Genomic DNA, 20,958 nt, shown 5'->3' with positions numbered 1-20,958 from the left:
ATGTGCAATGCATTATAACTGGCGACGTTTGGAAGCGGACATGGCAATGGCGACGGATGACAACAACAATGCTGGCAACAGTGTCATCGCTAAGATGGGACGGAACTGGCTCGTTATCTTGTCCTTGACCTTGCTGGCGCTTCTGGCTGTTCTGGAAAAAGGTTCGCCCTGGCTGGTGGGCGGCGCTTGGATATTGGCGCTGGTCGCATTGTTGCTGCGCGATAAATCAGCCCGTCCAGAAATCCCCCGCATGCTGCCACCTGTTGTCGTCGAAGCCGATGATGCGGTGCCGGAAAGCTTCGCCAGCTTCAAGGCCGGTCTCGCCGTGCTGGACAGCCCAATATTCATTCTGGACAAGTCGGCGGCCATTCTGTTCGAAAACGAGGCTGCTGAAAAAATCTTCGGTCAGCTTACCACCGGCACGCATATTTCCGCCCGCCTGCGTTCGCCCAGCATACTGGACATGATCCGCGAAACCATCATGACTGGAGAGCCGAACCAGATCGAGCATTCCGAAAGACTGCCGTCCCAACAGGTCTTTATTGTCCGTATTGCACCGGCCGACCTACCGAAATCGCAAGACAAACGTTATTACATCCTTTCATTCCGCGACATTTCCGAACTTCGTCGTATCGACCGCATGCGCAGCGACTTCGTTGCCAATGCCAGCCATGAACTGCGTACACCGCTCGCCTCTTTGCGTGGATTTATTGAAACCATGTTGGGACCAGCCAAGAATGATCCTGCGGCGCAGACGCGCTTTCTGGGCATCATGCTCGATCAGGCAACCCGCATGAGCCGTCTGGTCGATGATCTCATGTCATTGTCGCGGCTGGAGCTACGCGCTCATATTGCTCCGGATCAGAAGGTCGATCTTGTGCCGCTTCTCGGACATGTGCGGGATGCTCTGGTGCCGTTGGCCAATGAACTTGATGTCTCGATCAATCTGCATGTGCCCGAAGGGGCCGTCGAAGTGCAGGGCGAGCGCGACGAATTGGTGCAGGTATTCCAGAACCTGGTCGAGAACGCCTGTAAATACGGCCAGGAAGGCAAGGTCGTCGATATCTGGCTGAAGACACCGCCCGGAAAGCCAGTAGAAGTCAGCGTTATTGATAAGGGGCCGGGCATTCCCAAGGAACATTTGCCGCGTTTGACGGAGCGGTTTTATCGCGTGAGCGTCACTGACAGTCGCTCCAAAAAGGGCACAGGTCTCGGTCTTGCGATCGTCAAGCATATCCTGACACGCCATCGGGCACGGTTGATCGTGAAATCCGAATTGGGCGAAGGAACCGAGTTTACCGTCAGATTCTGACATACTCAGTCATCAAGTTTTTCAATTGATATAAAATAACTTTTTATATCAATGGCTTGGTGTGTCACAAATGTTTCATTGAAATGACATAAAAGCATAAGCCAAGCGCGGCTAATAAGGACGCGCCGAACGCAGGAAAGTGCGAGTGCCGCATAGGCTGCGTCCTTACAAACCCATCATGGGAGAGACAAATGAACATCGTTAAATTGACCGCAGCAGCTTTGGTGGCTTCCGTTGCATTTGCAGGCGCCGCCGCTGCTCGCGACCAGGTACAGATCGCAGGTTCTTCGACCGTTCTTCCATACGCGAAGATCGTTTCCGAGACGTTCTCCGAAACCTTCCCTGCCTTCAAGGCGCCAGTTGTTGAATCCGGCGGCACCGGTGGCGGTCTCAAGGCATTCTGCTCCGGCGTTGGTGAAGGCACCATCGACGTTGCCAATGCGTCGCGCGCAATCAAGGGCGAAGAGCTCGAAGCTTGCAAGGCTGCTGGCGTCACTGAAGTTCAGGAAGTCAAGATCGGTTATGACGGCATCGTTTTCGCGATGGACTCGTCCAACCCAGACGTCAAGTTTGAGCCGAAGGACATCTACCTCGCTCTCGCAGCTGAAATCGTTCAGGACGGCAAGCTCGTTGCCAACCCTTACAAGAAGTGGTCCGAAATCAACAAGGAACTGCCTGATGTAGCAATCGCTGCTTACATCCCTGGTTCCAAGCACGGCACACGCGAAGTCTTCGAAGAGAAGATTATGGCTGAAGGCTGCAAGGAAGCTGGTGCAACTGATGCCATCAAGGGTCTGGTTGCTGATGCGAAGCAGGCTGCTGCTAAGTGCGTAGCTGTTCGTAAGGACGGCGCTTCGGTTGATATTGACGGCGACTACACAGAGACCCTGGCTCGTATCGACGCCAACAAGACCGGTCTGGGCGTATTCGGCCTGGCTTTCTACGAAAACAATGCTGACCGTCTGAAGGTTGCTACCATCAGCGGCGTTGTTCCATCCACGGAAACCATTGCTTCTGGCAAGTACCCAGTATCCCGTCCGCTGTTCTTCTACGTGAAGAAGGCTCACCTGGGCGTTATCCCAGGCCTGAAGGAATACGTTGAGTTCTTCACGTCTGAAGAAATGATCGGCCCAGACTCTCCGCTGGCCGCTTACGGTCTGGTTGCTGCGCCTGATGCAGAGCGCGACGAAATCCGCTCTAACTTCGAATCCGGTAAGACTCTCTAATATCTTGACGGCGCGGGGTTTTCCCCCGCGCCGTTTATTCCCTTGGGTGTCTGGCTTGTTCCGGTTTCACCCTTGGCGTATTGGGATTGTGAAAACGGTCAGGCTGCCCACAGAGGCGTGTTATTTGCCACCGTTACGTTGTTTTGCTGCACCCTGCCGCCCCGGCATGCCGAGGAAATTTTATGAACACATCGATCCTTTTGCTCATACTGGCATTGATCGGCATTGCCAGCTACCTGCTTGGTAGCCGCCGTGCTGCGGCGCTTGCCGGCGGCCGTTCCGCCGTCATGCATTCCCGCTCGGGTTATCACGGTTCTTATGTTCTTTTGTGGGCCGTCATTCCAGCCGCCATCATTCTGGGTATCTGGCTGATTGTCAGCCCAATGGTCATCACCTCCACCGTGCGTGGCGGTTTCCCGGAAGACGTTCGCGCCCAGTCGCAAGCCCAGCAGGGACTGGCTTACGGCATGGTCGGCGCAATTGCGCGCGGCATGAACGCCCTTTCGGCTGAAGAACTCGCCGCGGTTGAGGCTGGCACGACAGATATCCGTCCGCTTCTGTCCACCCGTGGTATTGCCTTGGCCGGCGACCCTCAGCCCTACATGATCGTTTCTGCCAAGGAACTGAACGACCTGACCTCGATGAGCCGCATTGCGATGATCGTTGTGGTGCTTGGTCTGGCCCTTGGCGGTGCAGCCGTGTCTTTCCGTTCGATTGCGCCGCGCTTCCGCGCCCGTAACAGAGTGGAAAAATTCATTCTGACCGGTCTGATACTTGCCTCCTCGATCGCGATCCTGACCACGGTCGGCATTATCCTGTCGATGCTGACGGAAGCGATCCAGTTCTTCAATATGGTGCCGGCACATGAGTTCTTCTTCGGAACCGTGTGGGACCCACGTTTTGCGGCTGCTGGTGCAACGGACAGTTCCGGTCAGTTTGGTCTCATCCCACTGTTGATGGGTACGCTGTACATCGGTCTGGTTGCCATGCTCGTGGCCGTACCGGTTGGCCTGTTCTCGGCTATCTACATGGCGGAATACGCTTCGCCGCGTGTTCGCTCGATGGCCAAGCCACTTCTCGAAGTGCTCGCCGGTATCCCAACCATCGTTTACGGCTTTTTCGCCCTGACGACTGTTGGTCCGTTCCTGCGTGACATCTCCACCCAGATCAACGGTCTGGCAACGGGTAACTACACCACCTTCATCCAGGCACAGAGTGTTCTGACCGCTGGTTTCGTTATGGGCATCATGCTCATTCCTTATGTGTCGTCGCTGTCGGACGATATCATCACCGCCGTGCCGCGGGCACTGCGTGACGGTTCGCTCGGCCTTGGTGCAACCCGTTCGGAAACCATCAAGCGCGTTGTTCTGCCAGCTGCCTTGCCGGGTATTGTTGGTGCTATCCTCATGACGGCATCGCGCGCTATCGGTGAAACCATGATCGTTGTTCTGGCCGCCGGTGTTGCCGCGCGCATCCAGTTCAACCCATTTGAACCGATGACGACCGTGACCGTGAAAATCGTCAGCCAGTTGACGGGCGACCTTGAATTTACCTCGCCCCAGACGCTGGTTGCTTTTGCCCTCGGCATTACGCTTTTCACCATCACGCTTTGCCTCAATATCTACGCGCTTTACATCGTGCGCAAATACCGGGAGCAGTATGAATGACCGACGCAGTTTCCTCGCCGGCCTCCACTCCGTCTGCCAAGGCGTCCACAAACCGTCGCGATATCGGTATCAAGCGTCGTTACGCTGCTGAACGCCGGTTCCGTGCCTATGGTGTCGCTGCGATCTCGTTTGGCTTGATTTTTCTCGCGCTGTTGCTGTGGTCGGTTATTGGCAAGGGCTATACCGCCTTCCAGCAGACGATGATCACGGTGCCTGTCGAGTTCTCCGAACAGGTTATCGACCCGAAAAATGAGCGCGCTCAGGATCCTGCAAAGTTGATGACCGCCAACTACCCGATCCTGGCACGCGACGCCGTTGCCAAGGTTCTGGGTATTGCACCTGACAACCGTGCAGACCTGCGCGCTGTCAATGCCATGATCTCCGATAGCGTGCGCACTCAGCTTCGCGATATCGTGACCAAGGATCCGTCGGTTATCGGTACGACCCGCAACGTGTCGCTGTTGGCGGCGGGTGACATCGACTCTGCTTACAAGGGTCAGATCGACCTGTCGGTGGCCGAAGCCAGCCGCAAGGTAAAAGACAACCAGGTTGGCTGGATGAACCAGCTTGCTGAGGCTGGCCAGTTGGCCAAGCACTTCAACACCGGCATCTTCTTCAATGGCGCATCCAGCCGTCCGGAAGCCTCTGGCGTGGGCGTTGCGCTGATCGGCTCCTTCTACATGATGCTGATCGTTCTGGTGCTGTCGCTGCCAATCGGTGTTGCCGCTTCCATCTATCTGGAAGAGTTTGCTCCGAAGAACCGCTTCACGGACCTCATCGAAGTTAACATCAACAATCTCGCGGCCGTTCCGTCCATTGTGTACGGTCTGCTTGGTCTGTCGGTGTTCATCAACTTCATGGGCTTCCCACGTTCGGCATCGATTGTTGGTGGTCTGGTGCTGACCCTGATGACCCTGCCAACCATCATCATTGCTACCCGTGCGGCGCTCAAGGCAGTGCCGCCATCTATCCGCGCTGCGGCCCTAGGCCTTGGTGCATCGAAAATGCAGACGATCTTCCATCACGTATTGCCTCTGGCCATGCCCGGTATTCTGACCGGCACGATCATTGGTCTTGCACATGCTCTGGGTGAAACCGCACCGCTGCTTCTCATCGGCATGGTGGCCTTCGTTGCCAACTACCCGACCACACCAATGGACCCTGCTACTGCCTTGCCAGTCCAGATCTACATGTGGGCAAATGAAGCAGAACGCGCTTTCGTAGAGCGTACATCGGGAGCAATCATCATATTGCTTCTGTTCCTGATTGTTATGAATGTAGGCGCAATCCTTCTGCGTCGACGTTTCGAACGGCGCTGGTAAAAGGAGCTTGAAGCAGATGAACATGATGTCGGAAGCAGCAGTTGAAAAGGCGCTGGACAAGAAAATGAATGATGTTTCGCTTAAGATGATCGGCAAGGACGTTTCGGTTTATTACGGTGAAAAGCGTGCGCTTTTCGACGTGAACCTCAACGTTCGCGAAAACACCGTAACGGCGCTGATCGGCCCATCGGGTTGTGGTAAGTCCACATTCCTGCGCACATTGAACCGCATGAATGACACCATTGATGGTTGCCGCGTTACCGGCAAGATCACCCTCGATACGGATGATATCTACGATCCGGCCATCGACGTGGTGGAACTGCGTGCCCGCGTCGGCATGGTGTTCCAGAAGCCAAACCCGTTCCCGAAGACGATCTATGAGAACATCTCTTACGGCCCACGTATTCACGGCCTGGCAAAGTCGCGTGCGGACATGGACCAGATTGTTGAATCCAGCCTTCACAAAGCCGGTCTCTGGAACGAAGTAAAGGATCGCCTGCATGAATCTGGTACCGGTCTTTCCGGTGGTCAGCAGCAGCGCCTCTGCATCGCCCGTGCGGTTGCCGTTAGCCCGGAAGTCATCCTGATGGATGAGCCTTGCTCGGCTCTGGATCCGATTGCAACGGCACGTGTGGAAGAACTGATCCACGAACTGCGCACCAACTACACGATCGTCATCGTGACGCACTCGATGCAGCAGGCAGCTCGCGTTTCGCAGCGCACGGCGATGTTCCACCTCGGCCATCTTGTCGAAGAAAACGACACTGACAAGATGTTCACCAATCCAGACGACCAGCGCACGCAGGATTACATCATGGGACGCTTCGGCTAATCTTGGAGTAATCGCCCGCTGTTAACGTGAAAGAATTGTGCCGGAGCGACTTGGAGCCATTTAGCTTCGTCTCGCGTCCTTGCAGAAGCCGGAGACTTTGAAATGACATCGACACATTCGCATATCTTGTCTGCTTATGACGATGAGCTGAAATTCCTGACACGCCGCATCTCTGAGATGGGTGGTCTTGCAGAACAAATGTGCGCGGATGCAGTTCGCGCATTGGTCAACTCCGATGCGGCTTTGGCCCAGAAGGTCATTTCAGAAGACGTCGTACTTGACCACGCGGAACGCGAAATTGGTGACAAGGCAATTGTGACCATTGCCAAGCGTCAGCCAATGGCGGCCGACCTGCGCGAAATCATCGGTTCCCTGCGTATTGCAAGCGACCTGGAGCGCGTTGGCGACCTTGGCAAGAACACTGCCAAGCGCGTAATCGCTGTTCAGGGCACGGGCGTACCACGCAAGCTGGCACGCGGCTTGGAGCACCTGTCCGAGCTGGCACTGGTTCAGCTCAAGGAAGTGCTTGATGTTTACGCAACGCGTTCTGCCGAGAAGGCCAATGCCATCCGTGAGCGTGATGAAGAAATCGACGCTATGTATACCTCGCTGTTCCGCGAACTGCTGACATACATGATGGAAGATCCGCGCAACATCACCACCTGCACGCATTTGCTGTTCTGCGCCAAGAACATCGAACGTATCGGTGACCACGCAACCAATATCGCCGAAACCATCTATTACATGGCAACAGGCAGCCAGCTTGAAGGTGATCGTCCGAAGGACGACAGCTCCAACACGCTCGGTGCTGTAACCGAATAATAGATAGACGGACTTGAGCGGAGTACAGCCATGTTGCCGAAGATCGCAGTCGTAGAAGATGAAGAAGCCCTGAGCGTTCTGCTGCGTTACAATCTAGAAGCCGAAGGCTACGAAGTCGACACGATCACCCGTGGAGACGAAGCAGAAATTCGTTTGCAGGAACGGGTTCCTGACCTTCTGTTGCTGGACTGGATGCTGCCGGGTGTTTCCGGCATCGAACTGTGCCGGCGCCTCAGAATGCGGCCTGAAACAGAACGCCTGCCGATTATCATGCTGACGGCGCGTGGTGAAGAAAGTGAACGCGTTCGCGGTCTCGCCACCGGAGCGGATGACTATGTCGTCAAGCCGTTCTCCACGCCAGAATTGATGGCACGTGTGAAAGCCATGCTGCGCCGTGCGAAGCCCGAGGTGCTGTCTTCGGTGCTGAAATGCGGTGATATCGAGCTTGATCGTGAAACGCACCGCGTTCACCGTAAAAGCCGTGAAGTGCGCCTTGGGCCAACCGAGTTCCGCCTGCTGGAGTTCCTGATGTCCTCACCGGGACGCGTGTTCTCACGTTCGCAGCTGCTCGACGGTGTCTGGGGGCATGATATCTACGTCGACGAGCGTACTGTCGACGTGCATGTCGGACGTCTGCGCAAGGCGCTAAACTTCTCCAATATGCAGGATGTCATTCGCACAGTTCGTGGTGCGGGTTATTCGATGGAAGCCTGATCCGGCTTTTCATCATATAAAAACATCAAAGGCGCGGCTCATAGTCGCGCTTTTTGTTTTTGGGAGAGCTTTCACTACCCATGAGCTTGCAACTCATCGCTGCTACCGTCCTTCGATATGAGGACTTGGCATCCCCGCTTTGGGGCAAAATTGGCCTGAAAACTTGCGGTTTCAGACACGCCCAATCCGACGAGTAAAACTGCGTGCTCGAACTGGTCGAAATCTATCATTTTCGGACAGGCTGTGAGGAGTAATTAAGGCCCTAAACGCAAAAAAGCTCCGGAGACCGGAGCTTTTTTGCAGGCTGATTTAGATAACTAAATCAAGAAATTGGTGCCCAGAAGAGGACTCGAACCTCCACACCCTTGCGAGTACCAGCACCTGAAGCTGGCGCGTCTACCAATTCCGCCATCTGGGCGACGGAGAGCGATGTACGGCGAGCAGCGCTCTATGTCAACGGACTTTTTTATTTTTTATGACAAATTGTTTTCAGTCATACAGATTGGCGATTCAACTAATTGAAAATAAATAGTATTTTTACGTGAAATTTTCCGCGCATGGTTTTGCACAGCCTCTAAGCCCTTGTTTTATGCGGATTCTGCGTTTTGTCTGATTTGCCAAGGTGCTGGTTTTGCGTGGCACCAATTCCGTCACATATCAGAGCCTTAAAATCAGGCTGGCCTGTATCGATACAGGAATCTCTGGTTGTGACAGAATAAATCATATCTTTACGTAATAAGGGGGCTTCCGCCTTTGCCTCTCGTGATGCTAAGACAGCTTTTCGGTTAAAGCGCCCGTTATTTTGGCAATGGGGGCAGCGAGGCTGGAACAGCAAAACGGAAACTGCCTTGTGAAGCTCTTCCCGTGTTGTGGCTCCGGCATCGGAACAGACTGAAATTACGATAATGACTCAACCATTCCCGCCTGTTGGCACAAGCGGGAACATAAAAGTGGGAGCTATACATGAATTCCAAAATTGGCCTCATTGCGGCAGCATTGCTGTCTGCAACATGCTTCGCCAATGTAGCAAGCGCGAAAACCTTCGTTTATTGCTCCGAAGGTTCTCCAGAAGGTTTTGACCCGGGCCTCTACACCGCCGGCACCACCTTTGACGCCGCTGCGCACACTGTTTACAGCCGCCTGCTCGAATTCGAGCCCGGCACAACCAAGCCAGTTGCTGGTCTCGCTGAAAGCTGGGAAGTTTCGGAAGACGGCACGGTTTACACCTTCAAGCTGCGTCCGGGCGTAAAGTTCCAGACCACAGACTTCTTCACGCCAAGCCGTGAACTGAACGCCGATGACGTTGTTTTCTCCATCGAGCGCCAGATCAAGACCGACAACCCATGGCACCAGTATGTACCTGGTACGTCCTGGGAATATGCTGCCGGCATGGGCTTCCCGGAGTTGATCAAGTCCGTTGAAAAAGTCGACGACATGACGGTCAAGATCACCCTCAACCGTCCTGAAGCACCTTTCCTGGCAAACCTTGCGATGCCATTCGCTTCGATCGTTTCGAAGGAATACACCGACAAGCTCGCTGCTGACGGCACCAAGGAACAGCTGAACCAGAAGCCTGTTGGCACCGGTCCGTTCGCATTCGTCGGTTACCAGCAGGATGCCGTTATCCGTTACAAGGCTAACAAGGAATACTGGGGCGGCGCGCCTAAGGTAGACGATCTCGTATTCGCGATCACCACCGACGCTGCTGTTCGTTACCAGAAGCTCAAGGCTGGCGAATGCCACCTGATGCCGTTCCCGAACGCTGCTGACGTACAGTCCATGAAGGCTGATCCAAACCTGCAGGTTATGGAACAGGAAGGCCTGAACGTTGCTTATCTCGCCTACAACACAACGCAGGCTCCGTTCGACAAGGTCGAAGTCCGCAAGGCGCTCAACAAGGCTATCAACAAGCCAGCTATCGTTGACGCAGTGTTCCAGGGCATGGCAACGCCTGCCAAGAACCCGATCCCACCGACAATGTGGTCTTACAACGACAAGATCGAAGATGATTCTTACGATCTCGACGCTGCCAAGAAGATGCTTGAAGAAGCAGGCGTGAAGGACCTCTCCATGAAGGTCTGGGCAATGCCGGTTTCGCGTCCTTACATGCTCAACGCACGTCGCGCTGCTGAAGTTATCCAGGATGACTTCGCAAAGATCGGCGTAAAGGTTGAGATCGTATCCTACGAATGGGCCGAATACCTCGACCGTTCGAAGGCTAAGGACCGTGACGGCGCTGTATTCCTCGGCTGGACCGGCGACAATGGCGATCCGGACAACTTCCTCGACACACTTCTCGGCTGCGAAGCTGTTGGCGGTAACAACCGTGCGCAGTGGTGCAACAAGGAGTTCAACGATCTGGTGAAGAAGGCCAAGGTTACGACCGATCAGGCTGAGCGCACCAAGCTCTATGAAGAAGCTCAGGTTATCTTCAAGAAGGAAGCTCCTTGGGCAACCATCGACCACTCCCTGTCCATCGTTCCTATGCGTAAGGAAGTCAGCGGCTTCGTTCAGAGCCCGCTGGGTGACTTCACATTCGAAAATGTGGACATCGCTGAGTAAGCTGTCATCGTTAAGCGTGCCGCGTGCCTTTTAATAAAGGCGCGCGGCATTTGCTTTGTGCAGTTCCGACAAATTAAGATGTAGGCAAAATCGCCACACCTACCAACGAACAGGTTCCTGAAGGAACAGATCGAAGGTCTACTATGATTGGCTTCCTTGTACGGCGCATAGCTGTGCTCATCCCGACATTCATCGGGGTTTCTATTGTTGCATTTTTGTTCATTCGCTTGCTTCCGGGTGACCCGGTTGCCCTGCTGTCGGGTGAACGCGTCATGTCGCCAGAGCGCCACGCACAGATCAGTGCTGCGCTCGGCATGGATCGCCCGCTGGTCATCCAGTATCTGGATTACCTTGGCGGCGTTCTCACGGGCGATTTCGGCACATCCATTGTGTCCAAGTCGCCTATTCTCGGCCAGTTTCTCGCACTGTTCCCGGCGACGGTTGAACTTTCCTTCTGTGCGATCGTGCTGGCTATCGCTATCGGTATTCCGGCCGGCATCATTGCCGCCATCAAACGTGGTTCGATCTTCGATCAGGGCCTGATGGGCGTTGCACTTGTTGGTTACTCCATGCCGATTTTCTGGTGGGGTCTTCTGCTGATCATCCTGTTCTCTGGTATCCTGCAATGGACACCGGTGTCAGGACGCATCTCGCTGATGTTCTTCTTCCCGCCAGTCACCGGCTTCATGCTGATCGACTCGCTGCTGTCGGGCCAGAAGGGCGCATTTGCGTCGGCTCTCAGCCACCTAGCGCTGCCATCCATCGTTTTGGCCACCATTCCGCTGGCTGTTATCGCCCGCCAGACACGTTCGGCCATGCTGGAAGTGCTGTCGGAGGATTACGTCCGTACCGCACGCGCCAAGGGCCTGTCGCCCTTCCGCGTTATCGGCATTCACTCGCTTCGTAACGCCATGATCCCTGTCATCACCACCATCGGCCTTCAGGTCGGCGTGATGTTGGCTGGCGCTATCCTCACCGAGACGATCTTCTCCTGGCCGGGCATCGGCAAATGGATGGTCGATTCGGTCTTCCGCCGTGACTACCCTGTCATTCAGGGTGGTTTGTTGTTGATTGCGGGCATCATTATGATCGTCAACCTTATCGTTGATGTTCTGTATGGCCTTATCAATCCACGTATCCGGCACTAAGAAGGAGAAATTCCCATGGCCGATACCGCCATTTCCAAATCCGCAGAGCCGGTTTCCGCCTCTGCGATGCGTCGCCAGATGCTCAAGGAGTTCTGGTTCTATTTTTCTGAAAACAAGGGTGCCGTCATTGGTCTCTATGTTTTCATTGCTCTGGTTATCGTTGCTGTTTTCGCACCGATCATCGCACCACATTCGCCGTTTCAGCAGTATCGTGATGCTATTCTTGTTCCACCGTCATGGATGGAAGGCGGACGCCTCACATATCTTCTCGGCACAGATCCGGTTGGCCGCGATATTCTGTCCCGCCTGATCTACGGTGCGCAGTATTCGCTGTTCATTGGTGTATTCGTCACCACGTTGTCGCTCACCAGCGGTATCGTGATCGGTGTCATCGCCGGTTATTACCGTGGTTGGGTCGACACGATGATCATGCGCCTGATGGATATCATCCTGGCGTTTCCATCGTTGCTGCTGGCTCTGGTTCTGGTTGCCATTCTCGGACCAAGCCTGACCAACGGCATGATCGCGATCGCGCTGGTTCTGCAGCCACACTTCGTGCGCTTGACCCGTGCTGCCGTGATGGCGGAAAAGACCCGTGACTACGTCACCGCGTCACGTCTGGCCGGTGCTGGTCCGTTCCGCCTGATGTTCCGCACCATTTTGCCGAACTGCACCGCACCACTGATCGTTCAGGCAACCTTGTCCTTCTCCAACGCCATTCTCGATGCGGCCGCTCTCGGCTTCCTCGGCATGGGCGCTCAGCCTCCTGCACCGGAGTGGGGCACGATGCTCGCCGAAGCACGCGAATTTATTCTGCGCGCATGGTGGGTTGTTACATTCCCTGGTCTTGCCATTCTCATCACCGTACTTGCCATCAACCTGATGGGCGACGGTTTGCGTGATGCGCTTGACCCGAAACTGAAGAGGTCCTGATATGGCACTTCTGCAAATTGATAATCTCACCGTTGAGTTTGAGACGGCCAATGGCTGGTTCAAGGCCGTTGATGGTGTTTCGATTTCGGTCGATCCGGGTGAAGTTCTCGCCATCGTTGGTGAGTCGGGCTCCGGTAAGTCGGTGTCCATGCTGGCTGTCATGGGCCTGCTACCGTGGACTGCGCGCATCACCGCTGACCGTATGCTGTTTCAGGGCAAGGATATCCAGAAGCTGTCTGCTGCGGAACGCCGCAAGCTGATCGGCAAGGATATTGCCATGATCTTTCAGGAGCCGGTTGCAAGCTTGAACCCTTGCTTCACCGTCGGTTTCCAGATCGAGGAAGTTCTGCGCATTCACCTTGGCCTTGGCCGCAAGGAGCGTCGTGAACGTGCTCTCGAACTGTTCCGGCTGGTTGGCCTGCCTGATCCGGCTGAACGGCTCAAGCATTATCCGCACCAGATGTCCGGTGGTCAGTGCCAGCGTGTGATGATTGCCATCGCCATTGCCTGCAACCCCAAACTTCTGATTGCTGACGAACCAACAACGGCGCTTGACGTGACCATCCAGAAGCAGATTCTCGATCTGCTGATGTCGCTGCAGGCGCAGAACGGCATGGGTCTGATCATGATCACCCATGACATGGGTGTCGTGGCGGAAACGGCTGACCGCGTGGTCGTGCAGTACAAGGGGCGCAAGATGGAGGAGGCCGACGTGCTGACCCTCTTCGAAAACCCGAAAAGCAACTATACCAAGGCTTTGCTTGCCGCATTGCCGGAAAATGCAACAGGTGACCGTTTAACGACCGTTTCCGCATTTTTCGATGGCGCACCAACGCCTGCGGGAGAAACAGCATGACAGCGAACCAGTCCAACAAGACCATGCTGGAAATTCGCAACCTGAAGCGGGATTATGAACTGCCGGGCGGCATGCTCAAAAAAGGCAGAACAATCCATGCCGTGAAAGGTGTGTCCTTCAAGCTGGAAGCCGGCAAGACACTGGCAATCGTCGGTGAATCCGGTTGCGGCAAGTCTACGCTTGCCCGCATGCTGACCTTCATCGACGAGCCGACCTCTGGTGAACTGCTGATCGATGGCAAGACGGTTGATACCCGCCCAGGCCATCTGACGGCGGAAATGCGCCAGAAGGTTCAGATCGTGTTCCAGAACCCATACGGTTCATTGAACCCGCGTCAGAAGATCGGCGATGTTTTGTGTGAGCCTCTGCTCATCAATACAAAAATGTCATCTGCCGAGCGTCGTGAACGTGCAACGGAAATGCTGATCAAGGTCGGTTTGGGTCCGGAACACTACAATCGCTATCCGCACATGTTCTCCGGCGGCCAGCGCCAGCGTATCGCCATTGCGCGTGCCTTGATGCTGAACCCGAAGCTGCTGGTGCTGGACGAACCGGTATCGGCGCTGGACCTTTCTGTTCAGGCTCAGGTTCTCAACCTGCTGGCTGACCTGCAGGACGAGTTTGGCCTGACATACGTGTTCATCAGCCACGACCTTTCTGTGGTGAAGTACATCGCTGACGAAGTCATGGTGATGTATTTTGGTGAAGCGGTGGAGTACGGCACGCGTGAAGAGGTCTTCTCGGATCCGAAGCACGAATACACCCGCACCTTGTTTGCGGCCACGCCGCAGGCGGATATCGAAAGCATCCGCAAGCGCATGGCAGCCAAGGCTGCCGCCCGCGAACAGCGCGCATAATCGAAAAGAAATGCCGGGTGCTTTGCGAAAGCGGCACCCGGTATTCAATTATCCAAGGCAAAACAGGCACAAACCGTGGTAAAGGGTGGCATGCCCACAACTCTTTCAAACCCTGTTTATACGCCGCCGCTGGAGCCATACCTGTCCATCGTCCACCGGGATGACGACATTCTTGTCCTAGACAAGCCAAGTGGCCTTTTGTCCGTGCCTGGGCGTGACCCTGCTCTTTACGACAGTCTGCAGACCCGCGTTCAAAAGCAGTTTCCCAAGGCATTGATGATCAACCGGCTGGACAAGGACACATCCGGTCTTGTCCTGATGTCGTTGAACCGCAAGGCGCACGCTGCCATTGCTGCCCAGTTCGAAAACCGCACGACACGCAAATCCTACATAGCCGTTGTCTGGGGGCATCTTGCGCAAGAAAGCGGCCTAGTTGATCTTCCGTTGGCAATTGATCAGGACAACAAACCGCGCCACCGCGTCGACCATGAAAATGGCCGTTCGGCGCAGAGCGAGTGGCATGTGCTGGACCGCCTGCCATTACCGGCTACCCGGGTCAAGCTGCACCCGTTGACGGGCCGCACCCACCAGCTGCGCGTTCATATGCAGGCGATCGGCCACCCAATTCTAGGGGATGCTTTCTACGCCAGTGGTGAAGCACTCGATGCAGCGGATCGCTTGTTGCTGCACGCCGAGGAAATCGGTTTTCGTCACCCGGACGGACGTGATGTGTCGTTTCTCGTTCCGTGTCCGTTTTGAGGTGGCTGCGTGAGCAAGGAAACCAACAACACAGATCTGGTCGTGGATTTTGTCGGTGGCGCTGTCGGTCATCGCTTTCGCGCCGGCGAGGGGCGGGGACAGGCCCTGGCAAAGGCTGTCGGGCTGACAAAGGGGCGCTTGCCGACTATCGTTGATGCAACGGCAGGTCTTGGCCGCGATTCCTTTCTGCTTGCTTCACTGGGCGCCAATGTCACGATGATCGAGCGGTCGCCGCAGATGCATGCGCTACTGGCGGCAGGACTTGAGGCCGCAATGGCCGAAGGTGGGCGCTACGCTGAAACCGTAGCGCGGATGACGCTGCTGCACGGCGATTCCAGGCTGCTGCTGCACGGGATGGAAACCGACGTCGTGTTGGTTGACCCTATGCATCCTCCTCGTCACAACAGCGCACTTGTCAAAAAGGAAATGCGCGATCTCCGCGACATTGTCGGCGCAGACGATGATCAGGCCGAATTGATGCGTGTGGCGCTTGAGGTTGCCAAAAAGCGGGTGGTTCTCAAATGGCCCCAAAAGGCGGACCCGATGCCCGGTCTGAAGAAGCCCAATCATCAGATTGACGGTAAAAATACACGTTATGACGTGTTCATGATCTTTGGAAAGACGGATGAAACGGCAGCAGGGCAGGGGTAGCGCTTGCCCGCAATAAAGTAAGGTATTCGGATGTTTTTAAGCAATGACGACCTTGTTGAATTGACCGCATTTCGCCGGGAGCTGCACCGGTTTCCGGAAATCTCCGGAGAAGAGAAAGAGACCGCGCAGCGCGTCCGCACTTACATTGAGCAGATGAAACCGGACAGGATCATCGAAGGTCTGGGCGGCCACGGTCTGGCTGTGATCTTTGAAGGCCGTGAGCCCGGTCCCTCATTGCTCATTCGCTCCGAGCTGGATGCCTTGCCGATCTTTGAAAAAACCGGTCTTGCCTATAGCTCACAAAGTGAAGGCAAGGGCCATTTGTGTGGCCATGACGGGCACTCCACCATTCTTGTGTCGCTGGGCCTTGGACTTTCACGGCAGAGGCCGCAAAAGGGCCGCGTTATCCTGATGTTTCAGCCGGCAGAAGAAACCGGCGCTGGTGCCGCCGCTGTATTGGCTGATCCGCGTTTCGCCGAGATTATGCCTGACGTTTCCGTTTCACTGCACAATCTGCCCGGCTTGCCACTTGGCCATGTCAGCATCATGGAAGGCGTGGTCAACTGTGCCTCGCGTGGCATCAAGATCAGCCTCAGCGGCAAAACCGCCCATGCATCGTCACCGGAGCAAGGCATCTCACCGATGCTGGCACTGTCAGAGTTGATGCCTGCGCTGGTTAAACTGGGTGTAGGGCTACCAAAAGCCGACGAGCGATTTTTGCCAGGTGCCGACTTTCGCATGGTCACCATCACTCACGCCAGTATGGGCGAAGCTGCCTTTGGCATTTCCCCTGCCGATGCCGAGCTTTGGGCGACATTGCGCACATTGTCGGATGACAATATGGATACCCTGTGCGCTCAGGCGGAAGAGCTCGTCACAGATATTGCCAATAAAAACAGTCTGAAATTTTCCATAGCCTACGATGATATTTTCCTGCATTGCGAAAATTCGCCCGAGGCGACCGCGCATATCATAACCGCACTAAAGGCCGAGAACATTCCCTATACCGAGGATTTTCTACCGATGCGCGGATCAGAAGATTTTGGACGTTTTGGCGCTGTTTCACAGTCTGCTATGTTTTTTCTGGGGGCTGGGCAGAGCCACGCAAATCTCCACAATCCGGACTATGACTTTCCTGATGAGTTGATTGATATTGGCGCCCGAATTTTTATGCGGATCATCCGCAACATCAATGGATAAGGGCGGATATTGCCACGGCCAAAATGACCAGAATCTGTGTTAGCGACCATCTCATCAGTGGTTACAGAAACGAGAGAGTGATGATGTTCTGATGGCTGATGTCGAGGTGATTGCACCAACATGAGCGGGATGGGCGCTGTTTTCTTGACCGCTTCGACATAAACTCGTCACGAACTGCACATTACCCCTTGCACGCTCCCGTTTTGCCCGTTATGAGAACGCCGCACTTGAAGCTTTATGGCTTCCTGTGTCCGCGGAGAGGTGGCAGAGTGGTCGAATGCACCGCACTCGAAATGCGGCATACGGGCAACCGTATCGTGGGTTCGAATCCCACCCTCTCCGCCATTATTTCAAGCCCTTTCCGCCACATCCAGTTAACTAACTGGCATTCCAGCAGATTGTTCAGCCGATAGCTCGTTGTAGAAAGAGCCTGGGCATGAATGTAACACGCAGTGTAACCGGAAATGTAACCGAGGACGCGGATGCGTCGCAACGCTCTCGCGCACTTAAAAAGCGAAAAGGTTCGCTCTATATAACCCGTTCCGGGACAGCCTACGTTTTTCAAATGCGGTTGCCGAAGCATTTTTGCCGAGGCAAGAGCGTCGTAGTGAGATTGAGCTTAGGGCCGTGTTCATATGGTCAGGCTCGCTACTTATGCGACCTTCTCGCGGCAGAGGCACGTCTGTTCATGAGGCGATATGGTGAGCAAGTGAACGATCAAGAATCTTCCGCGATTAATCCCCAAGACTTGCTGGATGGTGACGAGACGCCCGGGGAAAGTGCAGCAGTGCTGAAAACCTATCTGCGGATGATGCACCATCGCATTCGGGAACCAGTACCCGACGAACCGCAAACCGCACATGCGTTGGCCGGTCTTAAAGGGATGATAGGCGTCACGCGCGAACTTAAAGCATCGGCGGATGGAAACCCATATAACGCTATCGTGGTTGAAAACGCCGATTTGCTTAAGGAACGCTATGTTAGGCAGCTTCAAGTAGCAGTAGCCTTTGACCCAGCTCTCGACTCTCAAGCGCAAAGCCTGAATTCGGCAAATCGAACTGCCGTCGATCCGATCATGGTCGATGCTGAGGATGTGCAGATCAAGTTCAACGATATAGCCTATAAGGTAGATGATCCCATCAGCGAGGCTGCTGACGCTCCTCCAGCCCCCTGGATTGTAGCCGCCATCAAGGCTGAAGAGATACCTCAACCTGAACGGTACCCCGCATATGACCTGGACCGACGATTGGTGGTACGTCGGCCATCCACCAAGCCCTTGTTCAGTCACGTTGCAGGCGATTATTTTACGGCTCGGGAACGAAAGACAAGTGGCAATAAGAGCCAGGTCAAGACGGAACGTTCAAGGGTAGAGTTCTTTATCGAGTTGATCGGCGATCATAAGGTAGACACGTATACCGCCAGTGATCTTCAGGCGTATGTGAACGCAATGAAATACTGGCCAGCGAAACCCAAGGATCGCGACAAGATTCTCTCATCTGAGCAAGTTCTTATCGACAATGTGGACCTGCATCTGAAGCCGTTGGCCTATAAAACGATCCTCGACGGATATGTGACTATCGTCAAAACCATTATCGGATCAGCCACGAAAGCGTACGATTACGTTAGTCCACTCGCGGGTGTCCGTGTGGATATTCCTGATACCGCCATGCCCACGAAATCGGTCAGCCCGCTAAGTGCGCAAAAAATCGGCGATATCTTTAGAGTGGGTGTAAAAATCGGGTATATGGATACCGCGATGCTTCCGCTTCTTGGACACCTCACAGGTCGACGAATTGGTCTCCTTACTTATCTGCAAGGGTCTGACTTTCAAGAAAAATTTCCAGGTGTTTACGTTGTGAACACTAACGGAATCGTCAGCGACAATGGCATCTGGAAGAGGGTTCCCTACAAGACAGATGCAAGCCTCCAGTATTTTATCCTTCACGACCTTTTGCGCCAAATCGGCTTTGTAGAATGGGCGATAAACCAGGGGGAACAGTTCATTTTCCCGACGTTGATGAAGCTCGCTGATCCTGCCAAATCGGCTTCGAGCTACATGCAACGGCTATTCACGAAGGCCAAGGTCGAGAAGGGTCGGAAGGAAGTCTTCCACTCCCTGAGAGCTGGGCTTATCGACGAGTTAAGAGAGCAGGACGTAGATCAGCGAACATCGCGACTGCAAGCGGGTCATGGTTTGAGCTACGACATCCACGAGCTTTATGGAACGCGAGCCATCACTGAAAGAAAGGCACGCCTGCTTTCGACGATGCCGCTGAATCCGGAAATTGACTATTCCATGTTCCAGGGTTTGGACTTTGACGTGCTTTCTAAGCGGCGTCGCGGGGATGAATGAATGGCTCGTGTCCCGTCATGTTTCTGATCGGTTGAGAGACTCCTGACTCCGAGCCGCGTCAGGAAAATGTTTCGAAATTCGAAACGAATTTTCCGGCGGTGGCTTTCATGGCGTCAACGAATTGGATGTCAGAAGATAGTGGACTTCTGTGAGAAGTTAGTGAACTTCTCAAATAGGCTCGGAGATTTACCGTTAAAAATCATGATGTTAAGGGCGTTTAGAACTTCCGGAATCTATAGAATTAAGACTGATGCATAGCTCGTCTCCCCGGCGATGAAGGGGGCCGCCGGAAGCTCGCCGCGAAGCGGTCCCTCGGAAGAGGCTCCCGGCAGGCCGATGCTTATGAAGTAAGCTGTATTCGGTCTATACAACTTTCCTTTTGCAATTGGTTACGCCGACAAAAACAATCATTCCATGGCCTATCAATTTGCACGGATCGAACTCTACAGCCGCAAAGGCAAAGAAGGACGGGGAACAGACTTTATCTTCGATGAAGTGGCCCGTTGCCCTGATGCCTCGCTGCACGTTTCACATCCCCTTACGCCAACGGTCGTTCATGGAGAAAGTATTGACCGCTTGCGAACAATCCATGATGAAAATGCTGCTTCTGCGCGTACGACGGTGAACGGAAAGGCTAAGGCCATCCGCAAGGACCAAAACACGCTTGCCACTATCGTTATAAGCCATCCCCTGACGGTTGAGGAATGTAAGAGTGACCCAGCCCTTCAGGCGGACGTGACGTCCTGGGAACGTCATTCAGTGGCATGGCTAAAGTCGCGCTACGGTGACGAACTTATATCGGTCGTGCTTCATATGGACGAAAGTCATCCGCACCTCCATGCGTACCTAATCCCGACGGATGATCAGATGCGGGCCACCAAATTCCATCCGGGTCATACAGCGAAGAATGCCGTGAAGGCTGCCGGTTCAGCCGCAGGTGAAGATGAGAAGACGTTAGCAAAGCGCGCAGATCGCGCCTACGTCGAGGCCATGCGTGAATGGCTCGATGATTTTCATTTGAAAGTAGCAACACCATGCGGTTTGACCCGTCTAGGACCCGGGAAACGTCGGCTCACCCGAGCCGAATGGCAACGGGAGAAAGCTCAGGCTCAAGCGTTAAAGACGACGTTGGAACAGGCCCGAACGGTCCGTGAAAAAGGGCAGGAATACATCGCCAGGGTCAAAATGGAAGCCGCCACGGCGACTGCCGCTGCGCAAAGAATAATGGCGGATGCAAAACAAGCGACAAAAATCGCTCAGGAGGCCCAAAGGCGGGCGCTGAGTGTCGAAGACGCAGTGCAGGTGACGCTACTACGGGCCAAAAGATATACGGGCTGGGCTGGTTGGGTGCGAGGCATCTGGGACAATCTGAGAAAATCTCAACTCGCCTCAAAAATTAGCAGTGATTTGGGATATGAGATGGCTCATTGGCGAACACTGGCAAATCAGGCCGAGTATCGGAGGATTGAAGCAGATCGGCGATACAACGACGCTCAGAACAAACTAAGAGAGGCTCGAAGTGAGACACTCCGAATAAAGATTGAACGGGATCGCGTCCAATCGATGCTGCGCGATGAACGCCGAGCAACTTTACCCGAGAGATATCCTACGCCAAAACTCATCCCGAATAACTGCAGTTTCCCAGGGACGCCGGAATTTGTCCGGAAGCGGCCCCGTTAACTTTCGGTTGCATAGGTCGAATAATAGACACGGTTCTTTTCGAATGCGATACAGGAGTTTCCTG

At 54.5% G+C, this 20,958-nt stretch carries 17 protein-coding genes and 2 tRNA genes; 18 read left to right on the top strand and 1 reads right to left on the bottom strand.

Annotated features, from left to right (window positions below; all coding sequences use genetic code 11):
- Window positions 1-40 precede the first annotated feature (40 nt).
- The 7 genes from phoR (at window position 41) to phoB (ending at window position 7,895) form a co-directional block, all read left to right on the top strand.
- Entirely contained in the window at window positions 41-1,312 is a 1,272-nt protein-coding gene (gene phoR / locus M2418_RS16510; RefSeq protein ID WP_405049439.1) for a phosphate regulon sensor histidine kinase PhoR, read from the top strand.
- 191 nt (window positions 1,313-1,503) lie between these two features.
- Window positions 1,504-2,538, top strand: a complete 1,035-nt coding sequence (locus M2418_RS16505) for a substrate-binding domain-containing protein (protein WP_259147888.1) — start codon at window positions 1,504-1,506, stop codon at window positions 2,536-2,538.
- 182 nt (window positions 2,539-2,720) lie between these two features.
- Window positions 2,721-4,205 carry a phosphate ABC transporter permease subunit PstC gene (pstC, locus tag M2418_RS16500; RefSeq protein WP_250983338.1) on the top strand — a complete coding sequence of 495 codons (1,485 nt, stop codon included), beginning with the start codon at window positions 2,721-2,723 and terminating at the stop codon, window positions 4,203-4,205.
- Entirely contained in the window at window positions 4,202-5,527 is a 1,326-nt protein-coding gene (pstA, locus tag M2418_RS16495) for a phosphate ABC transporter permease PstA (protein ID WP_250983339.1), read from the top strand. The genes pstC and pstA overlap by 4 nt, the downstream gene beginning before the upstream one ends.
- A gap of 16 nt (window positions 5,528-5,543) precedes the next feature.
- Entirely contained in the window at window positions 5,544-6,359 is an 816-nt protein-coding gene (gene pstB / locus M2418_RS16490) for a phosphate ABC transporter ATP-binding protein PstB (RefSeq protein ID WP_192486690.1), read from the top strand.
- 102 nt (window positions 6,360-6,461) lie between these two features.
- Window positions 6,462-7,181 (top strand): phosphate signaling complex protein PhoU, encoded by a 720-nt coding sequence (phoU, locus tag M2418_RS16485; RefSeq protein WP_192486691.1) that lies wholly within the window; start codon window positions 6,462-6,464, stop codon window positions 7,179-7,181.
- A 30-nt stretch (window positions 7,182-7,211) separates the two neighbouring features.
- On the top strand, window positions 7,212-7,895 hold the full coding sequence (gene phoB, locus M2418_RS16480; protein ID WP_192486692.1) for a phosphate regulon transcriptional regulator PhoB: 684 nt from the start codon (window positions 7,212-7,214) through the stop codon (window positions 7,893-7,895).
- Between the two features lie 331 nt (window positions 7,896-8,226).
- Here the strand turns inward: phoB and M2418_RS16475 are convergent.
- Window positions 8,227-8,313 (bottom strand) — tRNA-Leu (locus M2418_RS16475).
- A gap of 545 nt (window positions 8,314-8,858) precedes the next feature.
- On the opposite strand from M2418_RS16475, the gene M2418_RS16470 reads away from it, so the two are divergent.
- The 11 genes from M2418_RS16470 (at window position 8,859) to M2418_RS16420 (ending at window position 20,894) form a co-directional block, all read left to right on the top strand.
- Entirely contained in the window at window positions 8,859-10,457 is a 1,599-nt protein-coding gene (locus M2418_RS16470; protein ID WP_259147885.1) for an ABC transporter substrate-binding protein, read from the top strand.
- A gap of 143 nt (window positions 10,458-10,600) precedes the next feature.
- The gene (locus M2418_RS16465; RefSeq protein ID WP_250983340.1) at window positions 10,601-11,605 is read left to right on the top strand and encodes an ABC transporter permease subunit; all 1,005 of its coding nucleotides are present in this window, start codon (window positions 10,601-10,603) and stop codon (window positions 11,603-11,605) included.
- 15 nt (window positions 11,606-11,620) lie between these two features.
- On the top strand, window positions 11,621-12,538 hold the full coding sequence (locus M2418_RS16460; protein ID WP_192486695.1) for an ABC transporter permease subunit: 918 nt from the start codon (window positions 11,621-11,623) through the stop codon (window positions 12,536-12,538).
- Between the two features lies 1 nt (window position 12,539).
- Window positions 12,540-13,394 carry an ABC transporter ATP-binding protein gene (locus tag M2418_RS16455; protein WP_192486696.1) on the top strand — a complete coding sequence of 285 codons (855 nt, stop codon included), beginning with the start codon at window positions 12,540-12,542 and terminating at the stop codon, window positions 13,392-13,394.
- Complete coding sequence (locus M2418_RS16450; RefSeq protein WP_250983341.1) at window positions 13,391-14,251, top strand: dipeptide ABC transporter ATP-binding protein; 861 nt, start codon at window positions 13,391-13,393, stop codon at window positions 14,249-14,251. Before M2418_RS16455 ends, M2418_RS16450 begins: the two co-directional genes overlap by 4 nt.
- 90 nt (window positions 14,252-14,341) lie before the next feature.
- On the top strand, window positions 14,342-15,010 hold the full coding sequence (locus M2418_RS16445) for a pseudouridine synthase (RefSeq protein ID WP_259147881.1): 669 nt from the start codon (window positions 14,342-14,344) through the stop codon (window positions 15,008-15,010).
- Window positions 15,011-15,019: 9 nt separating this feature from the next.
- A complete protein-coding gene (locus tag M2418_RS16440; protein ID WP_259147880.1) occupies window positions 15,020-15,661 on the top strand; it encodes a class I SAM-dependent methyltransferase in 642 nt (213 codons plus the stop codon).
- 30 nt (window positions 15,662-15,691) lie between these two features.
- Window positions 15,692-16,861 carry an amidohydrolase gene (locus tag M2418_RS16435; RefSeq protein WP_259147878.1) on the top strand — a complete coding sequence of 390 codons (1,170 nt, stop codon included), beginning with the start codon at window positions 15,692-15,694 and terminating at the stop codon, window positions 16,859-16,861.
- Window positions 16,862-17,116: 255 nt separating this feature from the next.
- Window positions 17,117-17,206: transfer RNA gene (locus tag M2418_RS16430), tRNA-Ser, on the top strand.
- 364 nt (window positions 17,207-17,570) lie between these two features.
- Window positions 17,571-19,214: a hypothetical protein gene (locus M2418_RS16425; protein ID WP_259147877.1), complete on the top strand. Its 1,644-nt coding sequence runs from the start codon at window positions 17,571-17,573 to the stop codon at window positions 19,212-19,214.
- A gap of 414 nt (window positions 19,215-19,628) precedes the next feature.
- A complete protein-coding gene (locus M2418_RS16420; RefSeq protein ID WP_259147875.1) occupies window positions 19,629-20,894 on the top strand; it encodes a plasmid recombination protein in 1,266 nt (421 codons plus the stop codon).
- Window positions 20,895-20,958 lie beyond the last annotated feature (64 nt).

The sequence above is a fragment of the Rhizobium sp. BIGb0125 genome (assembly GCF_024810055.1).
GTDB lineage: Bacteria > Pseudomonadota > Alphaproteobacteria > Rhizobiales > Rhizobiaceae > Agrobacterium.
This window is presented reverse-complemented; position numbering and strand designations above follow the sequence as displayed.